The organism is Mesorhizobium sp. IMUNJ 23033 (genome assembly GCF_044778005.1).
In the GTDB taxonomy this organism is placed as follows: domain Bacteria; phylum Pseudomonadota; class Alphaproteobacteria; order Rhizobiales; family Rhizobiaceae; genus Mesorhizobium; species Mesorhizobium amorphae_A.
Window position 1 is genome coordinate 118,469 of record NZ_JBJACT010000002.1, and the last position, 17,192, is coordinate 135,660.

A 17,192-nucleotide genomic window follows, 5' to 3' on the forward strand; every position below is an offset into this window, starting at 1 on the left:
TCTCGGCACTGCGCGCCGATCCACCTTCTCCCACAAGGGGAGAAGGAAGAGGCGTTCTCCCGTCAATCACTCTCCCGCGCGATCAGCTCCAGCGGCCAGACCTCGCGCATGATGCGCGGGCCTTCCTCACCGGCGAAGGTGGGAAGCGAGGCCAGCAGCATTTCGGCCAGCCTTTGTCCCATCGGCTCCAGCGACGGGCGGAAGGCGGTCAGCGCCGGCGAGAAATAGCGGCAGAGCGGGGTGTCGACGATGACGATTACAGCGATGTCGTGGCCGGGCCTGATGCCCATCTCGGCCAGCGCCTTGCAGCCGCCGAGCGCCATGGCGTCATTGTTGAAGATGATGGCGGTCGGCGGATTCTTGGCGCGCATGACCTGCGGTATCACTTCGTAGCCGCCGGCCTCGTTGATGAAACCGTCGGCGATCAGGCCGGGATCGACTTCGATGCCGTGCTTTTGCAACGCCTTGCGATAGCCGTCGAGGAACAGGTAGCCGAAATTGAGGTCGAGAGACGGGCGGATGGCGGCGATGCGGCGGTGGCCGCGCGCTACCAGCCGGTCGACCGCGTCGGCGCCGGCCTTTTCGAAATCGAGGTCGAGCGAGGGGTAGGCGGTGCCGCCGGAGCGGCTGCGGCCGAGCGTGGCGAAGGGGAAGCCGGCCTGGGTCAGATAGTCGATGCGCTCGTCCTCGCGCCGTGTCCAGGCCAGCACCACGGCGTCGGCGCGGCGCGTCTCGACGACACGGCGCAGGCGCTCCTGCTGATAGTCGCCCGGCGCGCCCATCACCACGATCAGGTCGAGGCCGCTTTCGGCGAGCCTTGCCTGCAAGCCGGTCAGGAACGGAATGAAAAAGGGTTCGCCATATTGCTGGTCGCCCGGATGCGGCTGCAGCATGAAGGCGATAGAATGGGTCGAGCCGCGGCGCAGACTGCGGCCGGACTGGTTCGGCGAATAGTTCAGCTTCTTGGCCGCTTCGAGCACGCGCTGGCGCGTGTCGGCGTTGACGTCGGCGCGGCCGTTGAGCGCCCGCGACACGGTGCCGATCGATATGTTCAGGTGACGTGCAAGGTCGTGGATACTGGACGCCAAAGACTTTCTCCCCCGACTTTCGCTAGCACTGGCCGCCGCTCAGGCCAAGGCGGTTGATGACGATTTTCACGAGCGGCCAATTGACATTCTACGCCATCGGGTGTGTTGTCGTAAACGTTTACGGAAAAACGTTTACGGTGATGCCGTGAGTGCCGTGACTTCGGTCTGGAGGGACCGAACGGGGAGGAGGAGCGCTGGATGATGAATGTCGTCCTCGTCGGCTGTGGCGCGATGAGCAAGCATTGGCTCGACGCCGTGAGGCAGATTGATGGGCTCGCCATTGTCGGCCTTGTCGACCTTGACGCCGAGCGGGCGAAGGCGAGGGCGCGCGAATACGAGCTGACCGGCGCCGTCATTGGAACCAGCCTGGACGCGGTCCTCGACCAGACCAGGCCCGACGCGGTGTTCGACGTCGTGGTCCCTGCTGCCCGGCGCGACGTCGCGCTTTCCGCCTTTGCCCATAATTGCCACTTGCTGACGGAAAAGCCGCTGGCCGACAGCCCTGAGAATGCGCGCGCCATCGTCGAGGCCGCACGACGCGCCGGGCGTGTTCATGCCGTCGTGCAGAACCGGCGCTATGTCGCCAATGTCAGGCGCATCCGGCGCTTTCTGGACTCAGGCGCCATTGGTGCCGCGACCAGCATCCATGCCGACTTCTTCGTCGCGCCGCATTTCGGCGGTTTTCGCGAGGAGATGGCGCATGTCCTGCTGCTCGATATGGCGATCCACACCTTCGACGCCGCCCGCTATATGGTCGGCGGCGAGCCGGCAAGCGTCTATTGCCAGGAATGGGAGCCGGCCAGTTCCTGGTACCGGCAGGGATCGTCGGCCAGCGCCGTCTTCGATCTCGGCGGCGGCAAGGTCTTTACCTATGCCGGCTCCTGGTGCGCTGCCGGTTTCCGCACCAGTTGGGAGGGCAGCTGGCGCATCGTCGCCGAGCACGGCAGCCTCACCTGGGACGGCCATGACGCGCTGACGGCGGAACTTGTGCTGCCGGCCCGCGACGGCCTTTTCGACAAAACCGAGCCGGTCGAGGTGCCGCCGCTCGACCCCGCCGACCGCGTCGACGGCCATCTCGGCATCATTCAGGATTTCATGCAGGCCATCGAGACCGGCACCCAGCCGGAAACGCGCGGTGCAGACAACATCAAGAGCCTGGCCATGGTCTTCGGCGCCATCGAAAGCGCCGAGACCGGACGCCGCGTGGCGATCTCAAAGGAAGCACAATGACGCCAAACCCGCTTCTCGACATCCGGATCGGCACCATGGTGCGGGCCAATCTCGACGACCCGGCGGCCTACATCAGAGAGATCCTGCCACTCGGCTTCGAGAGCATCCAGCCCTTCTTCTGGCAGACGCTGGGCGGCAAGGATCTGCCACGGCTGGCCGGCCAGATCCGCGAGGCGATCGGCGATGCCGACGTCACCGTGTCTTCGATCGGCGTGTTCGGCAATCCGCTGGAGAGCGGCGAAGTCGACCGCGGCGTGCTCGCGGCCTGGGAAACGGTCATCGACCATGCGCATCTGTTCGGCGCCTCCACGGTCAGCGGCTTCACCGGGCGCATTCGTGGCAAGCCGCTGCCCGAGAGCCTGCCGCGCTTCCGCGAAGTGTGGGGGCCGCTGGCCAGGCGCGCCGCCGACAAGGGCGTGCGCATCGCCTTCGAGAATTGCGCGATGGACGGCAACTGGGCTGCCGGCGACTGGAACATCGCCCACAATCCGGACGCCTGGGAATTGATGTTCAACGAATTGCCGGACGACAATCTCGGCCTCGAATGGGAGCCCTGCCACCAGCTCGTCTACCTGATCGATCCGATGCCGCAGATCCGCAAATGGGCGCCGCGTATCTTCCACGTCCATGGCAAGGACGCGACGGTGCGCTGGGACGTGATCCGCGAACATGGCGTGTTCGGCCGCCTTCCGTTTGTTCAAATGCGCACGCCGGGCTTCGGCGACAGCGACTGGACGCGGGTGATCAGCGAATTGCGGCTGGCCGGATACAAAGGCGCCATCGACATCGAAGGTTGGCACGACCCGGTCTATCGCGGCGATCTGGAGATCACCGGGCAGGTCCGCGCGCTGGAATACCTCCAGCAATGCAGGGGAGGTGTCAGCTACCTGCCAAATCCAATGTGAGGATTGGCCGGCGGGAGGAGCCGGCCGGCCAGGAACTGCGGCGCCAAGCCGAAGCCATCGTCGAAAACCCCCTCGGCTTGCGAGGGACCAAAAGGGAGGAACGTGCATGAGCATCGCGATGAGAACGACACTTCTGCGCTCGAGCGTCGTGGCGGCGGCCACGGCGCTGTGCGCCGCAATCTCCACTCTGCCGGCGCAGGCGCTCGACGCCCAATGGTGCAAGGACGTCCATATCCGCTTCTTCGTCGGCGGCGCCGAGGGCGACGCTTTCGGCACCATCGTCTATAATGGCGCCAAGCAGGCGGCGGCCGATCTCGGGCCGAAGGTGGACTACATCTTCTCCGGCTGGGACGTCGAAAAGATGGTGCAGCAATTGCGCGAAGCGGTCGCGGTCAAGCCCGGCGGCATCGCCATGATGGGCCACCCGGGCGACGCTTCGATCATGCCGCTGGCCGAACTGGCGCACAAGGACGGCATCAAGATGATGTACCAGAACGTGCCGGTGCCGAAGGTGGTGGCGGCGTTCGGCGGCGGCTATGTCGGTGCGCAGCAGGAGCAGCAGGGCCGCGCGCTCGGCGCCGAGGCGTTCAAGCTCGGCGGGCTCAAGGCCGGCGACAAGGCGATCATGATCGGTCCGTTCGAGAACGAGAACCGCGGCGCGCGCGAGCGCGGCACGGTGGCGGCGCTGAAGGAAGCCGGCGTTGAGGTCATCCAGTTGTCCTCGCCGCCGAGCGGCGAGTGGGCTTCGGATCCGAACCTGGCCATTCCGGTGATCACCGCGGCACTGCTCAACAATCCCGATGTCAAGGCGGTCGGCTATCCCGGCGGGCAGATGCTCGGCAATGTTCCCACCTACATGCAGGCTGCGGGCAGAAAGCCAGGCGACATCTTCAACTTCGGCTTCGACACCAGCCCGCAGATCGTCGAGGGCTTCAAGGGCGGCTGGGTGCAGCTGACGGCCGACCAGCAGCCGTTCCTGCAAGGCTATCTGCCGATCCTCAGCCTTTGCCAGCAAGTGGTGCTGGGTCTTGCGCCGATGAATGTCGACACCGGCGCCGGCTTCGTCACGCCGCAGAATTACGAGATCGTCTCCGAGCTCGCCAAGCAGGCGCTGCGCTGACCCGTAACCTCGGCATGCCGGTCGGACAGGCCCGACCGGCAGCCGGAACCAAGCGAGGACCGCCATGGCCGAACGCATCATCGAACTGCGCGATATCAGCAAATCCTACGGCCAGGTCTATGCGCTTGGTGGGGTCAATCTCAGCGTCGATCGCGGCGAGGTGGTTGGGCTGATCGGCGACAACGGCGCCGGCAAGTCGACGCTGATCAAGATACTGTCCGGCGTGGTCAAGCCGACCAGCGGCGAGATCCTCGTTCGCGGCAAGCCGGTGACCGGGTGGAGTGCCGCGCGCTCACGCGACGCCGGCATCGAGACGGTGTTCCAGGACCGGGCGCTGGCCGTGCAGCAGACCATCGTGCGCAACATCTTCATGGGTCGCGAACTGACCAGCTGGCTGGGCTGGCTTAAAGTCGGCAAGGAGATCGAGGAGGCGAGCCGGCTGATGCGCGAGATCGGCTTCACCTCGAAAGTGTTCACGCCGCACTCGATCGTCGGCCAGCTTTCGGGCGGCGAACGCCAGGGCGTGGCGATCGCACGCGCCATCTATAAGCAGGCGGAGCTGATCATCCTCGACGAGCCGACGACGGCGCTGTCGCTGACCGAGACCGCCAAGGTGTTTCACTTCGTGCGCCAGGTGCGGGCGAGCGGCCGCTCGATCCTGTTCATCGGCCACAACATCCACCATGTCTTCGACATCGCCGACCGTTTCGTGGTGCTCGATCGCGGCAAGGTGGCGCTGACAGCCGACCGCAGCGAGGTCAAGTCGGCCGAAGACCTCATCAACTTCATGGAAGACGTGGCGCACCCAGGCGGACTGGCGGGGCTGCATGACGCCGGCGAAACGGAGCAGCGAGTGCGATGAGCAAGACCATGGAACCCGATCTGCAGAATCCTCTCGGTCTCCCGCGCGGCGAACCGGCCCGACCAGAATGGAAACACCCGTCCGACCACTGGCTGCGCGGTTTCGTTCTCGACAACCGCGCTTCGCTCGGCACGCTCGGCGTGTTCATCGTCATGATGGCGGTGTTCATGATCGCCAACCCGACCGTCTTCACCACCTGGTATCTTTATAGCTCCGTGCTCACCACGCTGCCGGTGGCGCTGTTCGTGGTGGTGCCGCTGGTCTTCGTCGTCACCTGCGGCGAGATCGACCTGTCGTTTCCGGCGACGATGGGTTTTGCCTCCTGGGTCTTCGCCCTGGTGGTGCAGGCCGGCTATGATCCGTTCCTCGGCATTGCCGCGGCAATCGTCACCGGTACGCTGCTCGGCTTCCTGGTCGGGTCGCTGGTCGTCTATGGCGGGCTGTCGTCACTGATCGCCACGCTCGGCATGAATTTCCTGCTGCGCGGCCTGATCCAGATCATCAACGAGGGCAAGTCGATGGCGCTGACCGGCCTGGCCGACAGCTGGGCCTACAAGATCTTCTCCAGCCAGCTCTACGGCATCCCGGTGCAGATCTTCTGGGCGATCGGCTTCGTCGTGCTGTCGGCGCTGCTCTACAACCGCCATCGCTTCGGCGCGCAGGTGAGGGTGGTCGGCGACAATCCCGACAGCGCCCAGCAGATGGGCATCGACGTCAAGCGCGTCCGGGTGAAAGTGTTCGTCTTCGTCGGCATCGGTGCCGCGATCGCCGGCACCTTCTCGGTGATGATCAACTTCACCTGGTGGCCGACCGCCGGCGACGGTTATCTGCTGCCGGTGCTGGCATCGGTGTTCGTCGGCGGCACGCCGACCTGGGGCGGCATCGGCACCGTGGTCGGCGGCGCCATCGGCGCGGTCACCGTGTCCTTCATCCAGACCGGTGTCGTAGCAGCGGGATTGAGCGGCTTCTACGTGCAGTTCTTCAACGGCCTGATCATCATCCTGTCGCTGCTTGGCCATAAATGGAACCAGGCGCGGTATCGGTGAACGCAGGTATTTTCAGGCTGCTCACACCGCCGCGACAAACCCGTCCAGCACGCGTTTCTGGCCGGCCTTGTCGAAGTCGATGGTCAGCTTGTTGCCCTCGATGGCCGAAATGTTGCCGTTGCCGAATTTCTGGTGGAAGACGCGGTCGCCGACGCTGAAGGCTGACGGTGTGTCGGCGACGGATTTGGCGACCAGCTCGCCGTCGATGGTGCGGCCCTTGACCGAGGTGCGGCCGGCGCCGTAGCCGGAATCGGTTTCGCCATAGCCGATGCGCTCGACCTGATGGCCGGAGCGCGAGCCCCAGTTGCGGTCGGTGGCTTCGGTGCGGTTCGCTTGAGCGCGCTGCCAGCCGGGCGTCGCATAGGTGTTGGAGAAGCTCCCCGCTTTCTCCTCGCCGATATTGTCAAAGCGCGAGGCGCCGTAAGGGTTCTGTCTTCCTGCCCCTTGGCCGCCACGTCCCGAGGCGAACGAGCCGCCGCCATAGGAATTGCCGTAGCCGCCGTAGGAGTTGCCGCTTTCGGCGACGTCGACATGGGCTTCCGGCAGTTCCTCGAGGAAGCGCGACGGGATGGTCGATTGCCAGAGGCCGTGGATGAGGCGGTTGGAGACGAACCAGATGTGCAGGTTCTTCTTGGCGCGCGTCAGGCCGACATAGGCAAGGCGCCGCTCTTCCTCCAGGCCGGAGCGGCCACCCTCATCCAGCGCGCGCTGATGCGGGAACAGACCGTCCTCCCAGCCGGGCAGGAAGACGGTTTGGAATTCGAGACCCTTGGCCGAATGCAGCGTCATGATGTTGACGGCGTCGAGTTCGGCATTCTGCTCGGCGTCCATGACCAGCGCGACATGTTCGAGGAAGGAGCGCAGCGATTCATACTCCTCCATGGAGCGGATCAGCTCCTTCAAATTCTCCAGACGGCCTGGTGCTTCCACCGAGCGGTCGTTTTTCCACATGTCGGTGTAGCCGCTCTCTTCCAGTATGGTCTCGGCGAGTTCGGTGTGCGGCGTGGTTTCCAGCGCCTTCTGCCAGCGCTCGAAATTGGCTGCGACTTCGCGCAGTGCGGCGCGCGGCTTCGGCTTCAGCTCATCACTCTCCGCGAGCTTGGCGGCGGCCTCCAGCATCGGAATGCGCAGCGCGCGGGCCGTGTCGTGGATCTGGCGGATGGTGGCTTCGCCGAGGCCGCGCTTCGGCACGTTGACGATGCGCTCGAAGGCGAGGTCGTCGGCGCCTTGCGCGACAACGCGGAAGAAAGCCATGGCATCGCGGATTTCGAGGCGTTCGTAGAAGCGCGGGCCGCCGATGACGCGGTGGTTGAGGCCGATCTCCATGAAGCGGTCCTCGAAGGCGCGCATCTGAAAGGAGGCGCGGACAAGAATGGCCATGTCGTTCAGATTGTGCTTCTGGCGCTGGTAGGCCTCGATGGTCTCGCCGACGGCGCGCGCCTCTTCCCCGGAATCCCAGGCAGCATGGACATGCACCTTGTCGTCCTCGGGCTCGTCGCGGTCGGTGAACAGTGTCTTGCCGAAGCGGCCCTCATTGTGGGCGATGAGATGTGAGGCGGCGCCAAGGATGTGCGCCGTCGAGCGGTAGTTGCGCTCCAGCCGGATGATGGTGGCGCCGGGAAAATCCTTGTCGAAGCGCAGGATGTTGTCGACCTCGGCGCCGCGCCAGCCATAGATGGATTGGTCGTCATCGCCGACGCAGCAGATGTTTACGGTGGCGCGGGTTTCGGTCGAAGAGCGCCCGATCTCCCCCCTTGAGGGGGAGATGTCGGCGGAGCCGACAGAGGGGGGTGGTGCCCCACCGGCCTGTCGGCGTGAGGCGCCCCCCTCTGTCCTGCCGGACATCTCCCCCTCAAGGGGGGAGATCGGCTTGCCTTCCGGCCGCTGCGCCAGCAGGCGCAGCCACATGTATTGCGCGGTGTTGGTGTCCTGGTATTCGTCGACGAGGATGTATTTGAAGCGCTTGTGGTATTCCTTCAGCACATCCGGATAGGCGCGGAAGATGCGGATCGGGTGGCAGAGCAGATCGCCGAAGTCGCAGGCGTTCAGCGTCTGCAGCCGCTCCTGATAGGCTTTGTAGAGTTCGCGGCCCTTGCCGTTGGCGAAGCTGCGCGCGTCGCCCTCAGGGATGTCGGCGGGGCCTAAGCCCTTGTTCTTCCAGCCGTCGATCATCTGGGCGAACTGCTTGGCCGGCCAGCGCTTGTCGTCCAGCCCTTCGGCCTGGATGATCTGCTTGATCAGGCGCACGACATCGTCGGTGTCGAGGATGGTGAAATCGGATTTGAGCCCGGCAAGCTCGGCATGGCGGCGCAGCAGTTTGACGCCGATCGAGTGGAACGTGCCGAGCCAGGGCATGCCCTCGACATTGCCTTCGCCGATCAGGATGCCGATGCGCTGCTTCATCTCGCGCGCGGCCTTGTTGGTGAAGGTGACGGCAAGGATCTGCGACGGGAAGGCCTTGCCGGTGGCGAGGATGTGGGCGATGCGGGTGGTGAGCACGCGGGTCTTGCCGGTGCCGGCGCCGGCCAGCACCAGGACCGGGCCTTCGGTGGTTTCCACCGCCAGCCGCTGCTCGGGGTTCAACCCTTTCAGATAGTCGGGTGCGTTGTTGTGGCCGCTGCGGGCGGCCATGGCGCGCGCGGCGATGCCGGACGGGGCCGTGGGCCGCGCATTCGGTTCGTCAAAAAAGGGCATGTCTTCCGAAAAGCCGGACATCGCCCCCGAATGTAGTGATTCGGCAGCGAAAGGCCAGAAGTGTCTCCGTTTTGTTCTCGTTTGTCAGCGCAATTGCCGGGCGCCGTGCGAATATTGTCGCCCCGGCGCCCGACAATGCGTTCAAAAGCCCGTCCGTCAGCCTTTACCGGGCGGCCGCCCGCATCCGCTCGCCGATCTTGTCCGCCACATAGCCGGCATCGCGAGCCGCACCATGGATCATGGTGGACGAGGTCGAATGCTGGAAATGCAGGCCGCAGACATAGAGGCCGGGTTCGCCCTCCACCGTGCCGCGATACTGCTTCACCCGGCCGCTGTCGTCGAAGATCGGCAGCTTGATCCAATCCAGCCCGGCCCGGAAACCGGTGCACCAGATGACGTTCGAAACGTCGAGAAGCTGACCGTCGTCGAACAGCGGCTTGCCGTCCCGGGCGCCAACAACGCGGGAGACCCGGCGGACGCCGGCGGCATCCAGAGATTGCTGCTTGACCCGGATCAGCGGCAGGCCATGCGACAGCTGCTGCGGCTTGGCCTTTCGGCCCATCGGTGTGTCGACCGTGAGCAGGCGGTGGAAAACGATGCGGAGGACGATCGGCAGCACCAGACGCATGGCGAAATAGCCATTGTAGGCGACGGGGATGTGGCCGGGATGCCGGCCAGCCAGCCAGACCTGATGCGTAGCCGCGAGATCCATAGCGATTTCCGCACCGGAATTGCTGGCACCAACCAGCAGCACGCTGCCCGGATTGAGCTGCCCAGGGTTCTTGTAGACGCCCGAGTGAAATTGCCGGATCGACGGATCGAGAGACGCCGCGAAATCCGGGATCTTCGGCTTCTGGTAGCTCGAGGCCGCGGCCACGACGTGGCTGGCGACGTACCGGGTCTGGCCGGCAGTGACGATGTAGCGGTCGCCGGAACGGGTTACCTCGTCGACCTTGACGCCGGTGCGCACCGGCAGGGAAAACTTCTTCGCATAGTCTTCCAGATAGTCGGCCATGTCGTCCTTGGTCGGGAAGGAATAGCGGGCAGCGGGGAAGGGCATGCCGGCCAGCCTGTCAAAGCGTGCCGGCGTGAACAGGCGCAGCGAATCCCAGCGCGAACGCCAGACGTCGCCGACGCGCTCGCGTGCCTCCAGGATGACGAACTTCACGCCCTTGCGGGCAAGGTGATAGCCGACGGACAGGCCATTCTGGCCGGCGCCGATGACGACGACGTCGACATGCTCTTCCCTGAGCGCGGGACGCCTTTCGTCGCCTGATGGCGCCTGGCTGCCCGCTGCCTGCAGCGTACCGGCCTCCAGTTGCATGAATGCCGCGCCTTGTTCCAGCAAGGAACCGGCGCGCGCCCTGGTCTCGGTGATGCCGACGCGGCCGTGCGGTTTCAGTACGGGGCTTGAGGTCGGACGAGGTGTCGAAATCTGGTTCATGATCGCTCCATGCGGTTTTCGTCAGCCATGGAGCGAAAATAGCGATCCGGCGCGGCGGCGCTTCGGGGAGATACCTCACGACGGAAAAGAAGCGGCATGGGGATTTTCCCCCATGCCCCCCACGCGATCTCTCGGATCGTCGTAAACGCGATCCTCGGATCGTCGTGCAAGCGATCTTTCGGATGCTAGAACAGGCCGTTCTGGAAGGCGTAGGCTGTCGCGGCGGCGCGCGAGTTGACCGCCAGCTTGTCGAAGATGTTGCTGAGATGCCGGTCGACGGTCTTTTCGCTGAGGCCGAGGTCTGTCGCGATCAGCCTGTTTGTCTTGCCTGTGGCGACAAGGCCGAGGACCTCGATCTCGCGCCGCGTCAAGCCATGCGAGGGTGTAGAAGCCGGCTGAATCAACTGATCGACGCGGGCGAGGTCGGGTGCCGCGCCCAGCGCGGTGAAAATCGACCTGGCGGCCTCGAATTCCAGTTCAGCTCCGTCCTCGTCGCCAAGCATGCGGCAGGCTTGGCCGGCCAGCACGCGAAGCCGGGCTTCCAGATAGGGAGCGCCGGCGCGCTGCCAGGTCGTCAGCGCGGCGCGGAAATGGCCAAGCGCTGCCGCGGAATCACCTCCAGCCATCTCGATCTGGCCTTTCGCCTGCGCGGCCATTGCGGCCAGGATGTCGGTGGCGAAGCGGCCGGCGATCATCTCCAACTCTTCGCAGGCTTCATGCGCTTCGTCGGCAGCGCCCGCGGCCATCGTGATCTCGACCAGCGCCGGCAGCAGACGGGCACGGCCGAGCGGCGCCTTGGTCGTGGCAAGCACGCGGCGAATGGTTGCCGCTGCCTGCTCGGCCCGGCCCTGCATGAGGCGCAGCACCGCCATGCCGGGCTGCGGCTCGAGCCCGAGCCGGCTGGCGGCACGATAAAGATCCTCGGCGGCGGCGAACTCGCCGCGTAGCCGATGGATTTCGGCCTCCTGGTAAGCCGCGCCAGCTGCCGCTTCGTTGCTGCTGGAATGGGCAAGCAGGCGCGTGGCACGCCGCGCCTCGGCAATCGAATCCTGCCAGGCGCCGTTCAACTCCATGATCTCGGCCCGATGCAACAGGCAGACGCCGTTGAACTGAATCAGCTGCGGCTGGGCTCCGCACCAGTTCGACAGCGCCTCGGTCCATTCGCGTGAACGATCGAACGCATAGACTTGCCGGCATGCGGCGATCAGGTTGCAGTAGACGAGGCCGGTGACAATGGGTGACAGCTTGCCGTCGGCAGCCGGCAGCATGGCTTCGTCGAGCGAGGCGATGCCTTCCTCGACCCGGCCCTGCCGCACCAGCGCGCGGCCGAGATAGCATCTGGCGAAGGCGATCAGGTCGATGTCGCTGCAGCGTTCGCCGATCGCCAGCGCCTGTCTTGCCAGCGCCTCCGACGCCGGGTCGTTGCCGGTCATGAGTTCCTTTTGTGCCGACAGCAACAACAGATAGCCATGCGCCGCGCACTCGCGGCCAAAGCCATCCGCCAGGCGCTGCGCCTGCTGGACAATGGCAGTTGCGTGGCCTTCCTCGCCCAACGTCAAAAGCCGGAAGCCACGGAAGAACGCCCAATACGCCGCCTGATCGTCACGGCCGGCTTCGATATGGATGTTGAAGAGACGCTCGCCGGCGGCGAAGATGTCCTGATCGCGGTTCAGCATGCCGGCCGTCCAGAGCAGCCGTTCGAGGTCTTCCGCGCCGAGAGACGTGATCTCGTCGGTCGCCCGTAGCAGCTCGAATGCGTCCGCCCATGCCCGCTGTCCATAGGCGTGGCGGGCCCGTTCGAGCAACGAGGCGGCATCGGCTTTCATAGGCAAAGCATAGCATCGCCCGACAACGGGCAGAAGAATGGCAGCCGGCATCCCGGTCATTTCAACGTGAGCAGCAACAGGACCGAAGCACATGCCAGAATGATGCCCGCAGTATCAAAACATACTGTCCTGCTAATTTGACACCTCGCGCGGTCGGGCGGAAAACTGCGGCGGCGAGATGAAACAGAATCGAAAGCGGGCTGCGTTTCCATTTCGAGACGGCGGTTTTCGGCCGCTCGCCTGCTGCGCCTGAAGGAGTGTCGTTATGGCAACCGTCCTCACCGCCGTGGTCCTTGCTCTCATCGGTCTGATTCTCGGCGGCGGCGGCATCTGGTTGGCGTCGCTCGGCGGCAGCTGGTACTACGTCATTACCGGTCTCGGCTTCCTGATCACCGCCTGGCTGCTTTACAGGCGCAAATCCATCGCGCTGTGGCTCTACGCGGCGATCGTCATCGGCACGCTGTGCTGGGCGGTCTGGGAGATCGGCTTCGACTGGTGGGAGCTCGGGCCGCGCGGCGGCATCATCGTGCTTCTGGCGCTATGGTTGCTAACACCATGGGCGAGGCGGGGGCTCACCGGTCCGGACGGACGGGCGCCGCTCATCCTCGCGGTGCTGGCCTCGCTTGCGGTGGCCGGTTACTCGATGACCGCCGATCCCAAGGACATCGCCGGTCAACTCAGCGCCGACAAGGTGACGCCGACCGCCGATCTCGGCGGCAATGTGCCCGAAGGCGAATGGCACTTTTACGGCCGCACGCAATATGGCCAGCGCTACTCGCCGCTCGACCAGATCACCACCGACAACGTCGCCAATCTGCAGCCGGCCTGGACCTACCGCACCGGCGACATAAAGGGGCCCGACGATGTCGGCGAAACCACCTATCAGGTGACACCGCTGAAAATCGGCGATGCGCTCTACATCTGCACGCCGCACAATTTCGCCATCGCCATCGATGCCGCGACCGGCAAGGAGAAATGGCGCTACGATCCCAAGATCAAACTGGACAAGGACCGCCAGCACCAGACCTGCCGCGGCGTGTCCTACTATGCCGACGCCAAGATCGCCGCCGGCCAGCCCTGTGCGGCGCGCGTCTATCTGCCGACCTCCGACGCGCGGCTGATCGCCCTCGACGCCGCGAACGGGCAGATTTGCCCGTCCTTTGCCGAAGGCGGGACGCTGAACCTGCTGACCGGGATGCCCTATCCGAAGTCGGGCTATTACTACTCGACCTCGGCGCCGCTGATATCAGGCGGCAAGATCATCGTCGGCGGTGCGGTCAACGACAATTATTCGACCGAGGAGCCATCCGGCGTCATCCGCGCCTTCGATGTCGACAGCGGCGCCTTGCTGTGGAACTGGGATTCCGGCAATCCCGACCAGACGACGCCGTTGCCGGCCGGCCAGACCTACACCAACAACTCGCCTAACATGTGGTCGACGCCGAGCGCCGACGAGAAGCTCGGCCTGCTCTATGTGCCGCTCGGCAACCAGACGCCGGACCAGCTCGGCATGGGCCGCAGCGCCAATGTCGAGAAATTCTCCTCCTCGATCACCGCGCTCGATCTCAACACCGGGCAGTTGCGCTGGGTATGGCAGACCGTGCACCACGACCTCTGGGATATGGATGTTCCGGCACAGCCGACGCTGGTCGACATCACCACCGCTGGCGGCGTCGTGCCGGCGCTGGTCGGGCCTACCAAGCAGGGCGACCTCTATGTGCTCGACCGGCGCAGCGGCGAGCCGATCGTTCCGGTCAAGGAAGTGCCGGCGCCGGGCGGCGCGATCGAGGGCGACCACACCTCGCCGACGCAACCGGAATCGGATCTCTCCTTCAATCCGAAGCCGCTGACCGGCGCCGACATGTGGGGCATCACCATGTTCGACCAGCTGGCGTGCCGCATCGAATTGCAAGGCTTGCGCTATGAAGGCCGCTATACGCCGCCGTCCGTGCAGGGCTCGCTGATCTATCCCGGCAATTTCGGTACCTTCAACTGGGGCGGCGTCGCCGTCGATCCGGTCAGGCAGGTGATGTTCGGCATGCCGACCTATCTGGCGTTCAAGTCGCAGCTCATTCCACGCGACCAGGTGCCGCCGCCGGATGAAGGGCGCGGCAGCGAGCAAGGGCTCAACCGCAACGAGGGCGCGCCCTATGCGGTGGTGATGGGACCGTTCCTGTCGCCGCTCGGCATTCCCTGCCAGGCGCCGCCCTGGGGCTATGTGGCGGGCGCCGATCTCAGGGCCGGCAAGATCATCTACAAGCACCGCAACGGCACTGTCTACGACATGACGCCGCTGCCGTTGCCGTTCAAGGTTGGCGTGCCCGGCATTGGCGGGCCGATGATCACCGCCGGCGGTGTCGCCTTCCTGGGTGCGGCGGTCGACGACTATATGCGCGCCTATGATCTGACATCGGGCAGGCAGCTCTGGAAAGCCAGGCTGCCGGCCGGCGGCCAGTCGACGCCGATGACCTACACGGTCGCCGACGGGCGCCAGTTCGTGGTCATCGTTGCCGGCGGCCACGGCTCGGTCGGCACCAAGCCGGGTGATTATGTGATGGCCTACACGTTGCCGAAATAGATGCTCGGACCGTGCTCAGGCGACGGCCTGGGCAGGCAGTGCCGGCAACATCCCGATCGCCACGGCGACGTCGTCGCGATGCGCCCGGGCGAGTATCTCGGCGAAGGGCGCGGGACGGCCGAGCAGGTAGCCTTGCGCCTCGTTGCAGCCTTCGGCGCGCAGGATCGACAGCTGGCTGTGCGTCTCGACGCCTTCGGCCAGCACCGGGATGTGGAGGCTCTGGCCAAGCGCCAGCACGGCGCGGATGATGGCCTTGGCCTGCGGGCTGGTCTCGACCTCGGACATGAACGAGCGATCGAGCTTGATCTTGTCGAACGGGAAGGCTCGCAGCGTTTCCAGCGAAGAGTAGCCGGTGCCGAAATCGTCGATGGCGATGGTGACACCCAGCGCCTTGATGCGCCGCAAGATGGTCAAGGTGCGGTTCTTGTCGGCAATGATGGTGGATTCGGTGATTTCCAACTCGAGCCGGTTCGGGCGCAGGCCGGTCTCGAGCAGGATCTCGTGGACGAGCTTCGGCAGGTCCGCATGGGCGAACTGCACCGGAGAGAGGTTGACCGCGACCTTGTAGGGATGCTCCCACGAGGCGGCCTTGGCGCAGGCGGTGCGCAGCACCCATTCGCCGAGCGGCAGGATCAGGCCGTTTTCCTCGGCCAGCGGGATGAACTCGATCGGGGGAATGTTGCCGCGCGTCGGATGCTTCCAGCGCAGCAGCGCCTCATAGCCGCGGATGTCGCCGGTCGAGACCGAGGTCTGCACCTGGTAGTGCAGGTCGAGTTGGCCGTTCTCCACCGCATCGCGCAGGTCATTGGCCAGCGCGCGGTTGGCGCGGACGGCCTCGTCCATGGCCTGCTCGTAGAAACAGACGGTCTGCGTCACATTCGCCTTGGCGCGGTACATCGCCAGATCGGCGTTGTTGACGAGGGTTTCGCGGTTGTGCGCGTCGGTGGGATAGATCGCGACGCCGAGGCTGGCGCCGGTGGCGGCTTCGAAATCGTCGATCTGGATCGGCGCAAAGAGCGCCGCTTCCAGCCGCGACACGAAATCCAGGAGGTCGGCCTGTCCTTTCATGCGCTTGATGGCGGCAAACTCGTCGCCACCGAGACGGGCGACGAATTCGCCGTCCTGCAGCAGCACGCTCATCCGTCCAGCCAGGGTTTTCAGGGCCAGATCGCCGGCGCCATGGCCCCAGAGATCGTTGATTTCCTTGAACCGGTCGAGGTCGATGCCGATGATCGCCACCTTGCCGCCGACTTCCCTGGCGCGGTCGATCTCGCGGTCGAGATACTCGTTGAAGTTCGCCCGGTTCGGCAGGCCGGTCAGCGTGTCGTTCATCGCCAGATGGTGCAAGCGGCGAAAGGCTTCCGAGCGCGTGCGATCGTCGATCAGGTAGCTCGCGAGACCGGTGCCGATCATGATCAGCCCGGCGACGGCGACGCCAAGCGCCATGGCCCGCAAGGCGGCGGGATCGGTATAGTCGCCGTGCAGTGCCAGCGGCGTCACCTGCATTGCCGCCATGGCGGTGAAATGGAGGCTGACGATGGCAGCGACCAGAATGGCGGCGGCCAGGTACTTGTGGCCAGATATGCGGTCGTTCAGGGCGACGTTGATCGCCAGACACGAGAATGCCACCGAGAGCACGACGGAGACGACGACATAGGTCGTGTCCCACTCGACAATGCCGTCGACATGATAGGCGGTCATGCCGGTATAGTGCATGCCTGAGATCGCCAGGCCGACGATGATGCCGCCGACGATGGGAGCAATGCGGGGGGCATGGCCGGTCGCGGCGATGAAGCCGGCAGCGGTGCCGGCCATGGCAATGAACAGCGAGGCGATCGTCAGCACCGGATCGAAGGCGATGGGCGCGCCCGGGTCGTAAGCCAGCATGGCGACGAAATGTGTGCACCAGATCGACGACCCGGCGCTGACCGCGGTCAGGAAATGCCAGCCGATCTGCTGCAGGCCGGTGGCCTCATGAGCGCGCAGGAACAGCCTGATCGTCGCCCAGGAACCGGCGCTGCAGACCAGCGCGGCGACAAGCACCAGCCAGAGGTTGTGCTCCATTGTCACACAGGAGATGACGCGCATCATGATCGTGACGCCTTCTTCTTGACGGAGGGCCGGGCCTTCTGCCGATCAATTCGCCGCCCGGCGTCCGTCCGTGAACGACCGACATGCCATGTCCGAGCAGGGGTTTTGACAAAGGCGAGAAGGGCAAGCCGCCCCCAAAATGCGGTTGCCTATATTCAAACCCTACCCTGAGTTTCAGCTTCTAATAGGTGGTTAATTGCATTAGGCGGCGCTTGCGCGTCTCGATGCATGGTTTCCAGAAAGTGTAGGATAATTTCGAATGATCGATAATATCGATATTTTCAGGCTGAGATAAGGCGCGGCCGCAC

General features: G+C 64.9%; 11 protein-coding genes. 6 read left to right on the plus strand and 5 right to left on the minus strand.

Translation table 11 applies throughout. From position 1 onward, the window contains the following. Positions 1 to 62: 62 nt before the first annotated feature. The gene (locus ACFX5Q_RS03865; protein WP_404275511.1) at positions 63 to 1,088 is read right to left on the minus strand and encodes a LacI family DNA-binding transcriptional regulator; all 1,026 of its coding nucleotides are present in this window, start codon (positions 1,086 to 1,088) and stop codon (positions 63 to 65) included. 198 nt (positions 1,089 to 1,286) lie between these two features. On the opposite strand from ACFX5Q_RS03865, the gene ACFX5Q_RS03870 reads away from it, so the two are divergent. The 5 genes from ACFX5Q_RS03870 to ACFX5Q_RS03890 all read left to right on the plus strand — a co-directional run bounded on the left by ACFX5Q_RS03870 (position 1,287) and on the right by ACFX5Q_RS03890 (position 6,251). Further along, on the plus strand, positions 1,287 to 2,318 hold the full coding sequence (locus ACFX5Q_RS03870) for a Gfo/Idh/MocA family protein (protein WP_404275513.1): 1,032 nt from the start codon (positions 1,287 to 1,289) through the stop codon (positions 2,316 to 2,318). Then, positions 2,315 to 3,223, plus strand: coding sequence for a sugar phosphate isomerase/epimerase family protein (locus ACFX5Q_RS03875; protein ID WP_404275515.1), 909 nt, complete (start codon positions 2,315 to 2,317; stop codon positions 3,221 to 3,223). Before ACFX5Q_RS03870 ends, ACFX5Q_RS03875 begins: the two co-directional genes overlap by 4 nt. Before the next feature lie 106 nt (positions 3,224 to 3,329). Then, the gene (locus ACFX5Q_RS03880; RefSeq protein WP_404275517.1) at positions 3,330 to 4,343 is read left to right on the plus strand and encodes a substrate-binding domain-containing protein; all 1,014 of its coding nucleotides are present in this window, start codon (positions 3,330 to 3,332) and stop codon (positions 4,341 to 4,343) included. A gap of 64 nt (positions 4,344 to 4,407) precedes the next feature. Then, a complete protein-coding gene (locus tag ACFX5Q_RS03885) occupies positions 4,408 to 5,205 on the plus strand; it encodes an ATP-binding cassette domain-containing protein (RefSeq protein WP_404275518.1) in 798 nt (265 codons plus the stop codon). Beyond that, positions 5,202 to 6,251, plus strand: coding sequence for an ABC transporter permease (locus tag ACFX5Q_RS03890; protein WP_404275520.1), 1,050 nt, complete (start codon positions 5,202 to 5,204; stop codon positions 6,249 to 6,251). Before ACFX5Q_RS03885 ends, ACFX5Q_RS03890 begins: the two co-directional genes overlap by 4 nt. Before the next feature lie 21 nt (positions 6,252 to 6,272). Here ACFX5Q_RS03890 and ACFX5Q_RS03895 read toward each other — a convergent pair whose 3' ends face one another. From ACFX5Q_RS03895 to ACFX5Q_RS03905, 3 genes are all read right to left on the minus strand, one after another. After that, positions 6,273 to 8,966, minus strand: coding sequence for an ATP-dependent helicase (locus ACFX5Q_RS03895; RefSeq protein ID WP_404275521.1), 2,694 nt, complete (start codon positions 8,964 to 8,966; stop codon positions 6,273 to 6,275). Between the two features lie 142 nt (positions 8,967 to 9,108). Beyond that, positions 9,109 to 10,389 carry a flavin-containing monooxygenase gene (locus tag ACFX5Q_RS03900; protein ID WP_404275523.1) on the minus strand — a complete coding sequence of 427 codons (1,281 nt, stop codon included), beginning with the start codon at positions 10,387 to 10,389 and terminating at the stop codon, positions 9,109 to 9,111. A gap of 185 nt (positions 10,390 to 10,574) precedes the next feature. Continuing rightward, entirely contained in the window at positions 10,575 to 12,215 is a 1,641-nt protein-coding gene (locus ACFX5Q_RS03905; protein ID WP_404275525.1) for a LuxR C-terminal-related transcriptional regulator, read from the minus strand. Between the two features lie 265 nt (positions 12,216 to 12,480). On the opposite strand from ACFX5Q_RS03905, the gene ACFX5Q_RS03910 reads away from it, so the two are divergent. Continuing rightward, positions 12,481 to 14,793, plus strand: coding sequence for a glucose/quinate/shikimate family membrane-bound PQQ-dependent dehydrogenase (locus ACFX5Q_RS03910; RefSeq protein WP_404275527.1), 2,313 nt, complete (start codon positions 12,481 to 12,483; stop codon positions 14,791 to 14,793). 15 nt (positions 14,794 to 14,808) lie between these two features. Here ACFX5Q_RS03910 and ACFX5Q_RS03915 read toward each other — a convergent pair whose 3' ends face one another. Further along, positions 14,809 to 16,884 carry a putative bifunctional diguanylate cyclase/phosphodiesterase gene (locus tag ACFX5Q_RS03915; protein WP_404275529.1) on the minus strand — a complete coding sequence of 692 codons (2,076 nt, stop codon included), beginning with the start codon at positions 16,882 to 16,884 and terminating at the stop codon, positions 14,809 to 14,811. Positions 16,885 to 17,192 lie beyond the last annotated feature (308 nt).

Excerpts from the sequence above, each read along its gene's own strand:
- ACFX5Q_RS03910 (WP_404275527.1), top strand. The coding sequence starts at position 12,481 with ATGGCAACCGTCCTCACCGCCGTGGTCCTTGCTCTCATCGGTCTGATT.
- ACFX5Q_RS03880 (WP_404275517.1), top strand. The coding sequence starts at position 3,330 with ATGAGCATCGCGATGAGAACGACACTTCTGCGCTCGAGCGTCGTGGCG.
- ACFX5Q_RS03870 (WP_404275513.1), top strand. The coding sequence starts at position 1,287 with ATGATGAATGTCGTCCTCGTCGGCTGTGGCGCGATGAGCAAGCATTGG.
- ACFX5Q_RS03915 (WP_404275529.1), bottom strand. The coding sequence starts at position 16,884 with ATGATGCGCGTCATCTCCTGTGTGACAATGGAGCACAACCTCTGGCTG.
- ACFX5Q_RS03895 (WP_404275521.1), bottom strand. The coding sequence starts at position 8,966 with ATGTCCGGCTTTTCGGAAGACATGCCCTTTTTTGACGAACCGAATGCG.
- ACFX5Q_RS03885 (WP_404275518.1), top strand. The coding sequence starts at position 4,408 with ATGGCCGAACGCATCATCGAACTGCGCGATATCAGCAAATCCTACGGC.
- ACFX5Q_RS03905 (WP_404275525.1), bottom strand. The coding sequence starts at position 12,215 with ATGAAAGCCGATGCCGCCTCGTTGCTCGAACGGGCCCGCCACGCCTAT.
- ACFX5Q_RS03900 (WP_404275523.1), bottom strand. The coding sequence starts at position 10,389 with ATGAACCAGATTTCGACACCTCGTCCGACCTCAAGCCCCGTACTGAAA.
- ACFX5Q_RS03875 (WP_404275515.1), top strand. The coding sequence starts at position 2,315 with ATGACGCCAAACCCGCTTCTCGACATCCGGATCGGCACCATGGTGCGG.
- ACFX5Q_RS03890 (WP_404275520.1), top strand. The coding sequence starts at position 5,202 with ATGAGCAAGACCATGGAACCCGATCTGCAGAATCCTCTCGGTCTCCCG.